Origin of the sequence: Pseudoalteromonas sp. SiA1, from assembly GCF_018732205.1 — a bacterium.
Taxonomy (GTDB): domain Bacteria; phylum Pseudomonadota; class Gammaproteobacteria; order Enterobacterales; family Alteromonadaceae; genus Pseudoalteromonas; species Pseudoalteromonas tetraodonis.
Genome location: NZ_CP076084.1, coordinates 1,117,600 through 1,132,427 on the forward strand (window position 1 = coordinate 1,117,600; position 14,828 = coordinate 1,132,427).

Sequence of the window (14,828 nt, forward strand, 5' to 3'; positions counted from 1 at the left end):
TTTATATTATTTTTATATGGCTATAAAGCATCGGGTTCAAACGAGTATACGAAATATTTATGCATCAAATAGCGGATTTAATTTCTATTTTCGAACACACTTTTTTCCAAAGCTATAATACGCGTTTGGTAAAAGGTGAGCACGAGCCTATCTACATTCCCGCAAATGATACAACCCCGTATCATCAAATTGTGTTTGCCCATGGTTTTTATGCCAGTGCGCTGCATGAAATAGCCCACTGGTTAGTGGCAGGCTCGCAACGCCGTTTAAGTGAAGATTATGGTTATTGGTATTGCCCCGACGGGCGCGATGCTTCACAGCAAGCAGAGTTTGAATCTGTAGAGGTAAAACCCCAAGCAATAGAGTGGGCGCTCAGTGTGGCCGCGGGATTTGATTTTAACGTATCGGTAGATAATTTAAATGGTGAACAAACCTGTCGATTTGCGTTTCAATCGCGTGTACATGCAAAGTTATTACAGCTGCTGCAAGACGGATTTAACCCACGTACTACAAGGTTACTAAAAGCACTGTGTAAATTTTATAACACAACGTGGCCTTTAAATGCTGCGCAGTTTTCATGGCATTCTCCCGAGGAGCTAAAAGATGCAGTTTAAGTTAGGGCTGATTGTAAACCCGGTTGCAGGATTGGGCGGTAGCGTGGCGTTAAAAGGCAGTGACGGCGAAGACACCGCCGCTAAAGCCATTGCATTAGGCGCTGAGCCTAAATCAAATAGCCGCACTAAAGCTGCACTTGAAGTGCTTGTACCTCATCAGTCAAATATTACTATTTATACTGTTAATGATGAAATGGGGGAGCAAACAGCAAAATCACTCGGCTTTAATACGCAAGTGGTTTATCAAAGTAGCTCACCCACAACCAGTGACGATACTGAAGCGGCAGCACGTTTATTACAGCAGCAAGGTGTAGATTTAATTTTATTTGCAGGTGGCGATGGCACAGCACGTAATATTTGCCATGCGGTAGAAGACTCTGTACCTGTGTTGGGCATTCCTGCAGGGTGTAAAATTCACTCTGGAGTATATGCCATAACGCCAAAAGCCGCAGGCCGTGTAGTTGAAATGCTGGTAAAAGGTGAGTTGGTAACGCTAAGCGATGCCGATGTCATGGACATTGATGAAGTCGCCTTTCGCCAAGGAACAGTAAAAGCAAAACGTTATGGCGAAATGCAAGTACCCAGTGAAGTGCGCTATGTACAAGCGGTTAAAAATGGCGGTAAAGAAACCGATGAATTGGTACTTGCTGATATTGCCGCTTATGTGGTCAGTGAAATGGATGCCGATACCCTCTATGTCATGGGCAGTGGCTCTACCGTTGGCGCGGTGATGGAAGAAATGGGGCTTGAGAATACGCTGCTCGGTGTTGATTTAGTTGAAGATCAAGCTTTAGTAGGCCAAGACTTAACAGCTCAACAATTACTTGAACTTACGACAGGGCGTGAGACAAAATTAGTGATCACCTTGATTGGCGGTCAAGGGCATATTTTTGGTCGAGGCAATCAACAACTCAGTCCTGCGTTAATTAAAGCGATAGGTCGCGATAATATTATTGTTGTGGCTACTAAAACAAAATTACAGGCTTTAAATGGCCGACCGCTGATTTGTGATACCGGTGATAGCAAATTAGATGATGAATTAAGCGGTTATATCCGTGTAACCAGTGGGTTTAACGACCATATTATGTATGCAGTAGGTCATCAAGATGGGCTGCACCTTGAGGAGAAGTAACACATGAGTTTAGTAAATTACATAGATGCTGCGCAGCAATATTTTGATGATTTAGTGATTAAAGCCACTGATGATGAGCTATTTGCCGGCGGTTATTTACGTGGTCACTTTGATTTAGCGGTAGGGTATGCCCAAGTTGAGGAGCTAAATTTAGAAATTACTGAGCTAAACGACACCGTTGAAAAAAGCCTAGTAAAAGCCTATCGCAATGGCGAACTTAATGAAGACGATAAAGCACTCGTAGTAAGAATATGGGATGAAGTAAAAGCACTCGCATAAGCTTTTTTTATTCATTAATAATAGCGCGGCCACTGAGCCGCGTTTTTTTGTGCCTAAAAAAGAACTTGTTTATTCAGTTAAAATTTACCTCATTCCTTAGATACGCTAAAGTAGCGTAGTCTAAATTCTAGGGAACAAGTGAAATGAATAACAATAATGATGCGACAATGCCAACGGGCATAGTTGCGCGATTTTTAAATTTTGTTGAGCGGGTAGGGAATAAACTTCCTGATCCAGCAATTATCTTTTTGTTTGCCATGTTATTAATCTGGTTTTTGTCTTGGTGGTTTTCAAGCGTCACATTTGATGCAATAGACCCTCGTACTGGCGAAGCCATTATCATTAATAACATGCTTGCCAGCGATTCGTTGGCCACTTTTTTATCTTCTATGGTAAAAACATTCACCGGTTTTGCGCCACTGGGTGTAGTGCTGGTTGCAATGTTAGGTGTGGGCGTTGCAGAGCATTCGGGCTTTATTAATACCGGCCTTAAATTAATGCTCAAAGTAACGCCTAGAAAATTACTAACACCCTCAATTATTTTAGTGGCTATTGTGAGCCATACGGCTACCGATGCAGGGTATGTGCTGGTTATTCCACTTGCTGGGGTAATATTTTTTGCAGCAGGTCGTCATCCGCTTGCCGGTATTGCAGCGGCATTTGCCGGGGTAAGTGGTGGCTTTGGTGCTAACTTTATTCCATCTGGAATTGACCCGTTACTGCAAAGTTTTACGCAAAGTGCAGCACAAATTATTAATCCAACAATGAGCATTAACCCGCTTAATAACTGGGGCTTTGCTTCAGCATCAAGTTTATTTATTGTGATGCTAGGTTGGTATATCACCGATAAAATTATTGAACCACGTTTAAAAAATTCACCCGTTGATGGCGAAACTCAAGACCTACCAGCATTTGAAGATGCGCGTAGTGACGAAAAGCGCGCCTTTCTTATTGCAAGTAGCGTAATGATTGCAGGTATTGCATTATTAGCGTATGTATCTGCACCAGCTGATTCAGCGATGCGCAGCAGCGATGGCTCTTTAACAAACTTTAGCTCACCACTAATGCAATCAATAGTACCGCTGATATTTTTGTTATTTTGGATCCCAGGCGCAGTATATGGCTTTACCGTAGGCACCTTTAAAAGCTCTAAAGATATGATAGATGCGATGAGCAAAGCCATGAATGGTATGGCGTATTACATTGTTATGGCATTCTTTTGTTCATTATTTATTGCTGCATTTAGTAAATCAAACCTAGGTGCATTACTGGCAATTGAAGGGGCTCAAGTATTAAAAGCAATGGAGTTACCGAGCTCTGTAACGGTAGTAGGGATTATTTTCTTAACTGGTTTTGTAAACTTATTTGTTGGTTCAAGTTCGGCTAAGTGGGCACTATTAGGTCCGGTATTTGTGCCTATGCTAATGCAACTCGGTATTTCGCCAGACTTAACGCAAGCGGCGTACCGTGTGGGAGATTCTAGCTCTAATATTATCACCCCGCTCATGCCATACTTCCCACTAGTTGTGGTGTACTGTCAAAAATACGTTAAAGGCACAGGCATAGGTACGCTTATCGCGATGATGCTACCGTATTCAATCGCCTTTATGATTGGCTGGAGTATCTTCTTGCTAGGCTACTGGGCACTAGGTATCCCATTAGGGCTTGATGCCAGCTACGTGTACCCAGCAGTAGCGCCTTAACTTAAATCTTGATTCATAAACCTCACTCACTCGAGTGAGGTTTATATAAAAGTGCTGTAATATTCAAAGTAAGTCTAAGTTACCTTTCTAAATCTCTCACTATATAGCCAAACAAACTGGCCTCACCAAGAATATAAACATAATCGTTTTTGTTATTGATTATTGTAGACTTATCTTCGTACCATCTAAAATCATGAGTTTCGTTTGTTTTAGGATCTTTAAAATATAAACGAGTACAACTATCTTCATAATCAGAACCACACTTTTGTACATCAGTTAGGATATATTCCTTATACCAATAGTCGCCTTGCGTGTAGTAAGCCCATAACTTAATGGGCTCAGAGATAAAAATATAGAGTGTTCCATAGATTAAAAAAGGGATTAATGGATACGTGAATATTAATGATAATTTCGTTTTTGTATCTGAGAAACTATATTTAAGATGCTCCCTGTATTTACTGCAGCGTCTATATTTCTTGAATACAAGTATATTTAAATAGATGAATGATGCGCCACAAATAATAGGGAGTGCTATAAAGAAAATAACGTCGTATATTTCATTTGTGATAAATGGTGGATCTGTAAAGTCCATTAAGATAGGAATAATGATACATAATAAAATAGGGAACATTATTGCTACAAAGAGTAAGTTGTCGTAATTTCTTTTCAATTTTTAATTCGTCCATGAATTATAGCCTTTGCTTAGTTTACATAAATTTTATTGTTTTAAAAATCAAAGAAAACATGTTTATACACATTAAGTAATTTGAGTTATTGGGTAATAAAGCTATCTCAAGCAGCTTTTTCAACGCTAATTGCGTTGAACTTACTTACAATGGGCTAGCTATTGACGCGTAATTTCGCCTTGTTTTCACTGCAATCTCTGGTTAGAGAAAACAAAAAAATATTTTTTAATTCAATCTGTTAGTTAAGTGCCTAATACTGACTTGCGGCTTCAAGTTACGGAAATTAAGCTGATACCTGAATTCCAGACACAAAAAAACCTTGGCACTTTCGTGGCAAGGCTTTTTTTCTAAAGAGTCGTTGCTTACTTAGCGGTAAAGCTAACTGGGCGACGTTCTTTACGAGGGCCGCTACGCTTATCAGGGCGTTGACCATCTTTATTAAAGCTACGCTTCTTGTCACCAGCAGGGCGTTCAGAACGCTCGCCGCGTGGCTCAGAAGGGCCTTGATCTTGTGTTAATGTCATACCCATTGGGCGTTTACAAATAAACACTTTCTGGAAGTGATCAAGTACATCTTTAGGCATGTTTTGCGGTAATTGTACCGTACTGTGACTGTCGTGAAGACGAATGTCACCAATAAACTTGCTTGAAATGTCTGCTTCGTTAGCAATTGCGCCAACAATGTTCTTAACCTGAACACCATGCTCACGACCTACTTCGATACGGTATGTATCCATAGGGCCTGCATCACGGCTGTTACGCTCGCGTGGTTTACGCTCAGCGCGCTCACCACCGCGTTCAGGGCGTTCGTTACGACGACCACGGTCATTGCTACGAGGATTACGATCATTACGTTCGTTACGCTCACGCGGTTGAATCTTAACTTCTTCAACTTTAATTGGAGATTGTTGCTGTGCTAAACACAGTAACGCACCCGCTAAGTCTTCAGGAGCAAGCTCAAGTTTTTGTGCCATGTTGGCAGCCACTTCATTGAAGAAAGTAATATCTTTGTTTTCAAGAGCAAGCGTAAGCTTTTCTTGTAAGGCATTGATACGTTTTTCTTCAACAACTTTAGCTGTAGGTAATTCAACTTGTGCGATTTCAGATTTAGTATGACGAATGATATTTTTAAGTAAATAACGCTCGTTATGCTTAACGAAAAGAATCGCTTTACCAGTACGACCAGCACGACCTGTACGGCCGATACGGTGAACGTAGGCTTCAGAGTCTTGTGGAATGTCGTAGTTGATAACTAAGCTTAAACGGTCTACATCAAGACCACGTGCCGCTACGTCTGTTGCAATAACAACGTTTAGCATGCCGCTTTTTAAACGATCAACCGTGCGCTCACGCGCTTGCTGGTTCATGTCACCGTTAAGTGGCGCTGCAGAGAAACCTTCGCGCTCTAATAACTCAGCAAGTTGCACTGTGTCGTTACGCGTACGTACGAAAACAATAGCACCTTCATATTGTTCAGCTTCTAAGAAACGAACAATCGCTTTATTTTTATGAACATGGGCATTCCAAAACACTTGCTCAACTGATGATACAGTCGAGTTGCGCGCAGAAATATGAACCTGTTCAGGGTTATTCATATATTTGCTGCTGATGTTTTGAATTTGCTTAGGCATAGTCGCAGAGAAAAGACATGTTTGCTTTTCACGCGGCGTTTTTTCCATGATGCTTTCTACATCATCGATAAAGCCCATACGTAGCATTTCATCGGCTTCATCAAGTACAAGTGCTTGTAAAGCATCAAACTTGATAGTGCCACGGTTTATATGATCGATTAATCGACCTGGTGTAGCAACGATAATCTGTGCGCCACGACGAAGTGCGCTCAGCTGGATGCTGTAGCTCTGGCCACCATAAAGTGCCAATACTTCAACACCACGAGTGTGTTTTGCATATTGTTCAAATGCCTCAGCTACTTGGATCGCAAGCTCACGGGTAGGTGTGAGTACAAGGATCTGTGGCTGTTTCACAGACGGGTCAATATTATTTAGTAATGGCAGTGCAAATGCTGCTGTTTTACCTGTACCCGTTTGTGCTAGTCCCAGTACGTCCTTTCTTTCTAGCAATAACGGTATACATTGAGCTTGGATTTCAGATGGTGTCTTGTAACCCAACTCTTCAACTGCCTTTAAAATTGCAGGAGAAAGATTTAGAGATTCAAACGTGACTGGTTCTGACATTAATACGCCTCAACGAATTTAAAGAGGCGCGCATTGTATAGGAAATGCGAGGCAAATGCTTGTATAAATTACAACTAATTTATATGTGTTTGATGTTGGTCGAAATTTAACCAGCTTCAATTGTGCGTTAATTGAGCTGGTTAACACTCTGTCTACAAAATTACTGGTAAAGGCCTAGGTTTTCTTTAGCATAAGCTTCAAATTCAGTGAATCCACCAATATGAGTTTGGTCTACAAAAATCTGCGGTACGGTTGGGCATGGTTTGCCTGCAGACTTCTCTAAATCTTCTTTACTGATACCTTCTTTGATGATGTCGATGTAGCGGTATTTAAAATCATCGCGATCATTAGCAAGTTGCTCTGCAACATCTTTAGCGCGAACACAAAAAGGGCAGCCTTCACGGCCAAAAATTACTGTTAACATAACGCTCTCCTCAAATTAGTTGACCCTAGTGTAACTAATTTCATTTTTTATTACAGTGCAAAAAAACGATTATTGCGTTCGCTTTTTTTAGGGCCTGTAAAAAAATAAAAATATTTTATAAAAAAATCTTGAAATAAAATTGCCCGCCCATAAATAGTTATTTGAGGACGCCTGATGGGTCTTCAGTAAATCAGAACTATTTGAAAATTATATTATTAATTAACTTTTGCCGTTACTTGTTCAAACGAAAAGTAGTAGCAATATATCGCTTAAATATGAGGATATTATTATGCGTACAGTAGATTTATCACCCCTATACCGTTCATTCATTGGTTTCGATCATTTAGCATCATTAATGGATGCCGCTGCACGAACTGATAAGCAGCCAAGTTTTCCTCCTTATAACATCGAAGCGCTTGATAAAGACAAGTACCGTATCACTATGGCAGTCGCTGGATTTAGTGAAGACGAGTTAAGCTTACAATCTGAAAACAACACTTTGGTTGTATCAGGCACTAAAGCAGGTAAAGAGCAAAATGATGAGCGCAAATTTATTCATCAAGGGATTGCCGAGCGTAACTTTGAGCGTAAGTTCCAGTTAGGCGACCACGTTAAAGTACTTGGTGCAGACTTAGCCAATGGCTTACTAAGCATCGACCTTGAACGTGAGATCCCAGAAGCGCTTAAGCCACGTAAAATCGAGATTGGCTCAGGCAATATGCTAGAAAGCAAATAGTTAAGCTAGCACATGTATTTTCCCTGTGAAAAGCCGCCATTTGGCGGCTTTTTGCGTTGTTAGTCTTTTAAGTTTATTTGCATTTGTTTTAAAGCGTTAATTTTATCTATCGCAACTTGCAGTTGTTCTTGTGAAAGCTTTTTTTGTCGGCCTTTAGCCAGTAATTCTTCAAGTTTTAATATTTTGGCTTGTGCAGCAATAACAAAACGTTGCTCTAGCTGTCTTTGCTGTTCAAGGTGGAAATCTTGATATGCCTGGTGATTATTTAAATCACCGCTGTACTGAGCAACTGGCTGAGTATTTTTTACTATGTTGGGTAAATAGGCAGGAGAGGTTATTGGTGGCAAAGGCTGAGGGCTCGTATTGTTAGTTGTAACCGTGTTTAATTGCGTGCTTTTCAGCTCTTGGGTCATGTCAGCAGTAGTCAGCTCAAGTGACGTTATTTGCTTAACACTTTTAGCTTGGTTAAGGGAATCAATATTCTTTATCGTTGGTTTACTAGTATATTGAGTAAAAAGTGCGTACATACCAACACAAGCTACAACAACAGAAACGAAAACTTTTTTGCTCATAAAATTACTCCTGTCTTATTTTGCCACTTGAGCCAAGTATCCTCATACTGTTGTACCGCTTTTTGTTTTGCGATGGCCTTTGTTGCTTGGTATCGAACGGTTTCATCTTTTGGCGAAAAGTATTCAAACTGATGCTCATAACTGTGTATCACCACCCATTCACCACTGGGTGTACGTATAACAGGAGAAATAGTGTTTTCTTTAGTTGTGAACGCAAGTTGTACAACCCAGCTACTTTTGTTTTTACGGTTTAATTCACTGTTGTATTGAGCATATATATCTTGTTTTCCTGATATTACTAATGCTTGTTTTAGCGTTTTGTTACCGGCCAAGGTGCGAAAACCTACAGCATTGGCTCGATGAGCAAATTGAGCTCCATGTGCTTTTACGTGGCTTAAAAATTTAAACTGCGATTTACTGGCTTGATAAAACGCTTTAATTTCGTTTTTGTTTACTTGTTTCTCTAGTTTTTCAAGAACGGGGCTTTGCATATGCATCATTGTATTTATGCCTAGCCAGCTTTGAATGGAGGGGCGCAGAATATCTCCTTTAGCTATTTCATACAGATGTTCAATATCAATATTCTGTTTTGCCAAAATCGGTTTGGCTTTTGAAAACGCTATATTGAATTGCCGTTTTTTTATTAATTCACTTTTGAATAGTTCACTATCTCCTTCGTGGAGTTTAAAGCGTACCTGCATTGATAGTGCATCGACAAATTCATATAAATTAATAGCGTTATACAAAAGAGGGGTTAAATCAAACTGCTGCATTTTTTTGATGGCGCTTTGCACATACTGGCCATTTTTAGGGTAGGGCCCTAATGTGTGTTTAAGCCATTGGTTATCATAAGTTTCAAGCTTTATCGGGCTTGACTGTGCGCTTATAGCTAATTGTGAATCGAACAGATTTTTTAAGTAACGTTCAACATGGTATTGAGTACTAAAACCAACGGCAGATTGTCGTTTTATTATCGCAGGTGTTTTTAGCGCAGCTTGTTGTAATAAAAATTGATTCTCATACAGACGAGTTCTAACTTCATTGATTGTAATATCAGGGTTGTGCTTTAAATAAGCACGATGCATAAAGTTAATTTCATCACTGCTGTATTGTGTAAATGATGCCATTACTAGGGAGTGGTAAAACACACCTAGTAATGTAATCACTAAAATAGCCATTTTTTTCATTAGCGAGCAACCATGGCGTGGTTTAATAAGTGCACCACCATTGCTATTGCATGGGGCACGACCTGCTTAGCTATATTAAGGCGATCAAAATGATCTTCTGAGTTGAGTACAATCCCACCTTGTGCATAAGAAAATGAACCGCCTTGAGTTAATAATGGGCGAACATCTTGGCTATTTTTATCTAAAGGCGAGAACGTTTGCATTGCTTGAGTAACGAGTGATAAATCGTTGAGCTGCTCTTGGTCATAGTAATCGTTTACCCAACTTTCCCAGCTAGAATGATTTAGATCTGATGTGGTCCATGTGTGGTGAGGTTGTAATAAATCAGTAGTATGGAACACAAACCCTAATACTTGCGGATTGCCGCTTTGTAAGTAACTTTGATACCAATATTGCCCTAAATTATCGATAGGTTGAAATGGCATTTCTTCAAAGTCATCGTACATAGAATAGGTTGAGTTGCTATCGATTCTATAGTGAGATTCTGTCACACCATAACTGTTATATTTTGAAGAATCGGCATTAAACCAACCTGTTTCACCCCCTTTACCATCATCAAGGTAGTCACCTTTAAGCCAAGCAGACGCAAGATTATCAATAGTGCCCCAAACAGTGAGTTTCTCATAATTATAACCACCAAAATCGTTACCATGTTGGTCTGCACCTTGAGTATGATTTTGAAAATGCCAATAGCTTGTATATTTAACTATGCTTTGCGCTGCTCCCCATACAGGCGCTTGAACACACGAACCTGTGATTGCACCACAGAAAAAAGTGTCTTCAAAGTCATCTACATCATAAGCAGCTTGTCCCAGCAGCTCGGCTAATTCAGAGATAGTCAGATTGTTTTGTGCAGCGTACTGACGTAGGGCAGCATATTCGGTGCTGGCTGGGTGCTGCTGCATATAGTTAACAGCATCAAGAACAATACGTTTGTGAGTTTCTTGACTAAAAGCTTGAGCTTGGCTTGTACTCAGTAGTAAAAGTGTCGCTGCAATTAATTGTTTTTTCATTTTATTCTCATCATAGTCTGGAGTAAGAGATGCAATTAAAAAATAAGCTCATTACACTGACATGACAAATAAATTAAACATTTAATTAACAATATTACCTATTTTGGTACTTTAATATTAACTATTAAGGATGTTGCCGTCAATTGACGGCATTTATATTTAAAGCTTTTCAATATTATTTAAATAGTTGTTAGCTTGCTCTAAGGTTTCTTGGCGCAATGATTCATCTTGTTTATCCCAATTGCGATAAACCATGCCTATCCGTGGATTTTTTTCAAGCCGCTCTCGGTGTGTTTGCATAAATTGCCAATAGAGGCTATTTAACGGGCAAGCGTCTTTTCCTACTTTTTCTTTCACCTTATATTGGCAGCTTTTACAGTAGTCGCTCATTTTATTTATATAGTTGCCGCTAGCCGCATAAGGCTTAGTAGCAATGATGCCATCGTCAGCAAATTGGCTCATGCCACGGGCGTTAGGCATTTCTACCCATTCAATAGCATCGATATAAACACCCAAATACCATTCATCCACTTCATCAGGGTTAATAGCGGTTAGTAAACAAAAATTACCTATTACCATTAAACGTTGAATATGATGGGCATACGCGCTGTCTAAGCTTTGTGTTAATGAGTGGCTTAAGCAGTTCATTTTTGTTTTACCATTCCAAAAATAACGTGGCAGTGCACGGGTTGCATTAAGCTGGTTTTTGTTAGCGTAATCGGGCATGTTTTTCCAATACACGCCACGCACATATTCGCGCCAACCTAGTACTTGGCGAATAAAGCCTTCAACCTGAGAAATAGATATTTCATCTTGGCGTTGTTGGTATTCTTTGACCACACGGTCGATAACATAGCGAGGGTGTAAAATTTTGGCATTTAACGCAAATGATAACCGGCTGTGATAAAAGGTATCTTTATCAGGGCATTGATCTGTCATCGCATCTTGAAATTGACCAAAGCGGGGGAGTAAATGTGCACAAAAGTGATCAAGTGCGCTTATTGCTTGTTTACGGGTTGTTGGCCAGCTTAATTGGGTTTCTATTTGCCCAAAGTATTTTATTTTATGTTTATCTAAACGCTCAATGATGGTGCTAACATCATTTTTAAATAACTTGGGTTTGGGGATATCGGCTAAATCGCTTTTTGAAAACTTATTACGGTTATTCGCATCAAAGTTCCATTGACCACCTTGAGGTTTGTCATCGTCCATTAAAATATCAAACTGCTTTCGCATTGCCCGATAAAAATGCTCCATAGTGACGTGTTTATCTTTTTTAAAGCGTTTGTCTATATCGTTAAATGCTAATAAAAAATGCTCGCTGTCACAGGCAGTCACAGCTAATTCGCTGTTAGTGGCAAAGTCGTGCAGTTGTGTTTTTAAACGGTACTCATCTGGGTATTGATATTCAATTGAGGTGCATTCATGCTGCTTAGCTAATCGAGTTAAAAGAGCGGGTAAGTTATCATCGTCTTTGGTGTCATCTAACGTTAAATGCAACACGTTAAAGCCGGCATCTTTTAAGGCGTTAGCGAAGTTTTCCATGGCTTTAAAAAATGCTGATATTTTTTGCACGTGATGCTTTACGTACTGCGCTTCTTGCATGAGCTCGGCAATAACAAACACGGTGTCATCGGATTTATCTTTAAACCAAGAATGAGCGGGGTTTAGCTGGTCACCTAAAATTAGTTTTAAGGTTTTGAATTTTTTCATAATGAGCCAAAATTATTTTTATACGCTGTATTTTAAAAAGCGATCGATTTCTACATGTCGTTTTAATCATAGAGCAAAGCAATAAACAGCATTGCTTTTTTTATCAACTTATTACTTATTGTGGTTGCTAATTTAGGTGTACATCTTTATAATAGCGGCCATTGTTTAGTAGGTTATAAAATTTACTAACAGCGATATTAAGTTATTAACTTTTTATCTATTGGCGCGGGATGGAGCAGTCTGGTAGCTCGTCGGGCTCATAACCCGAAGGTCGTTGGTTCAAATCCGGCTCCCGCAACCAATCTTAATAGTAGGTTTATACTTACTACTTTATATCGCGCATTCTAAGTAATGCGCGTTTTGCGTTTAAGCTAATGAAGTTTAATTTGGTCAGGGTACTGACTCGCAACCAAGCTTGGCCCTAGGCCACACAGTTTTGCGTTTTTTGGTGTGACGCCCCGCTTGGTTCGGGGCGTTGTTGTATCTGCACCGTTTGATTTAATGTTTATCGATTAAATCAAAATTTAAACTCAGTATTTTAGGGCTATAAGCCCTTTTTTTGTTTGTATGGAGGATTTTCGTGACAAAACTTGAACAAGATTTAGTAACCATGTTAACGCCTGCGGTAGAAATGTTAGGCTTTGAATTACATGGGCTTGAGTTTGTACAAGCGGGTCGCCATTCTACCTTAAGAGTATACATTGCTCATGAGGATGGGATTTCAGTTGACAACTGCGCCGATGCAAGTCGTCAAATTAGTGCGATTTTAGACGTCGAAGACCCAATTACAAACGAATACGATTTGGAAGTGTCGTCTCCTGGTGTTGATCGTCCATTATTCAAACAAGATCACTACGAGCAGGCGCAAGGAGAGGAAGTACGCGTGCGTACTAAGCTTCCACAAGATGGTCGCCGTAATTTTAAAGGCGACTTAATAGCAGTTAGCAGCGATATGATCACACTATCTAGCGATGGTGCGGAGCATTTAATCATGCTTAGTAACATTGAACGTGCGAACATAATCGCAAAGTTTTAATTCGAGTGCGAAGGAATAGGGCAAGCGAGGCATTACCCATGGCAAAAGAAATATTATTGGTTGCTGAAGCCGTTTCCAATGAGAAAGCGGTTCCAAAAGAAAAGATTTTTGAAGCTCTAGAGTTCGCATTAGCGACAGCGACAAAGAAAAAGCATGATGGTGAAATTGATGTACGTGTTGCAATTGACCGTAAAACCGGCGATTACGATACCTTCCGTCGCTGGCAAATAGCTGAAGTTTTAGAAGATGGTTCTTTAGAGAATCCATACAGCGAAATCACGTTAGAAGCTGCTCAAGTTGAAGAACCTGACTTGAAAATGGGCGACTACGTAGAAGAGCAGATTGAATCAATTAAATTTGACCGCATAACAACACAGATGGCTAAGCAAGTGATCGTACAAAAAGTACGTGAAGCAGAGCGCGCCTTAGTCGTTGAAGCATATAAAGATCAAGAAGGCGAGCTGGTAACGGGTGTTGTTAAAAAAGCAACCCGTGATGCAATCGTACTTGATTTAGGTAACAACGCAGAAGCGGTTATTTATCGTGACGACATGCTGCCACGTGAAAACTTCCGCCCGGGTGATCGTATCCGCGGTCTTTTATATGAAGTGAAGCCTGAAGCACGCGGTGCACAATTATTTGTAACCCGTTCTAAACCAGAAATGCTGATGGAATTATTCCGCATTGAGGTGCCAGAAATTGGCGAAGAAATGATTGAATTACGCGCTGCAGCACGTGATCCAGGTTCACGCGCTAAAATCGCGGTTAAATCTAACGACAAGCGTATTGACCCTGTTGGTGCGTGTGTTGGTATGCGTGGCGCACGTGTTCAAGCGGTATCGTCAGAACTTGGCGGTGAGCGTGTTGATATCGTACTTTACGATGACAACCCTGCACAGTTTGTTATTAACGCAATGGCACCAGCAGAAGTGGCTTCAATCGTAATGGATGAAGATACACACTCAATGGATATTGCTGTTGAAGCTGATAACTTAGCACAAGCTATTGGTCGTAATGGTCAAAACGTACGTTTAGCTAGCCAATTAACTGGCTGGGAATTAAACGTAATGACCGTTGATGAAATGCGCGCTAAGAACGAAGCTGAGTCAGATAAGTTAATTAACTTATTTACTGAAAACTTAGATATTGATGACGAATTTGCATCATTACTTATCAACGAAGGTTTCTCAACACTTGAAGAAGTTGCTTATGTTCCGGCTTCAGAGTTTTTAGAAATCGACGGCTTAGATGAAGAAACAGTGGACGTATTACGTTCACGTGCAAAAGATGCATTAACAACGAAAGCGCTTAAAACGGAAGAAAGCTTAGAAGGCGCTGAGCCTGCAGAAGACTTACTTGCGCTTGAAGGCTTAGAGCGTCATTTAGCATTTGTTATGGCAAGTAAGGGTGTAGTAACACTTGAAGACTTAGCTGAGCAAGGCATTGATGAGCTTGTAGATATTACAGAGCTATCTTCAGAGAAAGCGGGCGAGCTAATTATGGCTGCACGTAATATTTGTTGGTTTGCAGACGAGTAA

General features: G+C 40.2%; 13 protein-coding genes and 1 tRNA gene. 8 read left to right on the plus strand and 6 right to left on the minus strand.

The genetic code is table 11. The annotated features are described in order from the left end of the window. Positions 1-59 precede the first annotated feature (59 nt). The 4 genes from KK487_RS05135 (at position 60) to KK487_RS05150 (ending at position 3,728) form a co-directional block, all read left to right on the plus strand. Positions 60-614, plus strand: coding sequence for an elongation factor P hydroxylase (locus KK487_RS05135; protein WP_215521998.1), 555 nt, complete (start codon positions 60-62; stop codon positions 612-614). Further along, positions 604-1,746: an ATP-NAD kinase family protein gene (locus KK487_RS05140; RefSeq protein WP_128583304.1), complete on the plus strand. Its 1,143-nt coding sequence runs from the start codon at positions 604-606 to the stop codon at positions 1,744-1,746. Before KK487_RS05135 ends, KK487_RS05140 begins: the two co-directional genes overlap by 11 nt. A 3-nt stretch (positions 1,747-1,749) precedes the next feature. Further along, positions 1,750-2,025, plus strand: coding sequence for a YfcL family protein (locus tag KK487_RS05145; protein ID WP_024602794.1), 276 nt, complete (start codon positions 1,750-1,752; stop codon positions 2,023-2,025). Between the two features lie 143 nt (positions 2,026-2,168). Then, positions 2,169-3,728 (plus strand): AbgT family transporter, encoded by a 1,560-nt coding sequence (locus KK487_RS05150; RefSeq protein WP_010391381.1) that lies wholly within the window; start codon positions 2,169-2,171, stop codon positions 3,726-3,728. A gap of 1,048 nt (positions 3,729-4,776) precedes the next feature. On the opposite strand, the gene KK487_RS05155 is transcribed toward KK487_RS05150, so the two are convergent. After that, positions 4,777-6,609 carry a DEAD/DEAH box helicase gene (locus KK487_RS05155; RefSeq protein ID WP_016899447.1) on the minus strand — a complete coding sequence of 611 codons (1,833 nt, stop codon included), beginning with the start codon at positions 6,607-6,609 and terminating at the stop codon, positions 4,777-4,779. Positions 6,610-6,769: 160 nt separating this feature from the next. Further along, complete coding sequence (locus tag KK487_RS05160) at positions 6,770-7,033, minus strand: GrxA family glutaredoxin (RefSeq protein ID WP_008114535.1); 264 nt, start codon at positions 7,031-7,033, stop codon at positions 6,770-6,772. A gap of 289 nt (positions 7,034-7,322) precedes the next feature. Between KK487_RS05160 and KK487_RS05165 the strand changes: the two genes are divergently transcribed. Continuing rightward, complete coding sequence (locus tag KK487_RS05165) at positions 7,323-7,769, plus strand: Hsp20 family protein (RefSeq protein ID WP_016899448.1); 447 nt, start codon at positions 7,323-7,325, stop codon at positions 7,767-7,769. A 59-nt stretch (positions 7,770-7,828) separates the two neighbouring features. Here the strand turns inward: KK487_RS05165 and KK487_RS05170 are convergent, their stop codons facing one another. The 4 genes from KK487_RS05170 to KK487_RS05185 all read right to left on the minus strand — a co-directional run bounded on the left by KK487_RS05170 (position 7,829) and on the right by KK487_RS05185 (position 12,254). Continuing rightward, positions 7,829-8,341, minus strand: coding sequence for a hypothetical protein (locus tag KK487_RS05170; protein WP_016899449.1), 513 nt, complete (start codon positions 8,339-8,341; stop codon positions 7,829-7,831). After that, positions 8,338-9,528 (minus strand): peptidylprolyl isomerase, encoded by a 1,191-nt coding sequence (locus KK487_RS05175; protein WP_024602791.1) that lies wholly within the window; start codon positions 9,526-9,528, stop codon positions 8,338-8,340. The genes KK487_RS05170 and KK487_RS05175 overlap by 4 nt, the downstream gene beginning before the upstream one ends. Then, entirely contained in the window at positions 9,528-10,541 is a 1,014-nt protein-coding gene (locus KK487_RS05180; protein WP_128583302.1) for a phospholipase C/P1 nuclease family protein, read from the minus strand. Before KK487_RS05180 ends, KK487_RS05175 begins: the two co-directional genes overlap by 1 nt. A 159-nt stretch (positions 10,542-10,700) precedes the next feature. Then, positions 10,701-12,254 carry a cryptochrome/photolyase family protein gene (locus KK487_RS05185; RefSeq protein WP_128583301.1) on the minus strand — a complete coding sequence of 518 codons (1,554 nt, stop codon included), beginning with the start codon at positions 12,252-12,254 and terminating at the stop codon, positions 10,701-10,703. Between the two features lie 224 nt (positions 12,255-12,478). On the opposite strand from KK487_RS05185, the gene KK487_RS05190 reads away from it, so the two are divergent. From KK487_RS05190 to nusA, 3 genes are all read left to right on the plus strand, one after another. Then, positions 12,479-12,555: transfer RNA gene (locus KK487_RS05190), tRNA-Met, on the plus strand. 279 nt (positions 12,556-12,834) lie between these two features. Further along, positions 12,835-13,290, plus strand: a complete 456-nt coding sequence (rimP, locus tag KK487_RS05195) for a ribosome maturation factor RimP (RefSeq protein ID WP_008114543.1) — start codon at positions 12,835-12,837, stop codon at positions 13,288-13,290. 38 nt (positions 13,291-13,328) lie between these two features. Beyond that, entirely contained in the window at positions 13,329-14,828 is a 1,500-nt protein-coding gene (nusA, locus tag KK487_RS05200; protein ID WP_013464535.1) for a transcription termination factor NusA, read from the plus strand.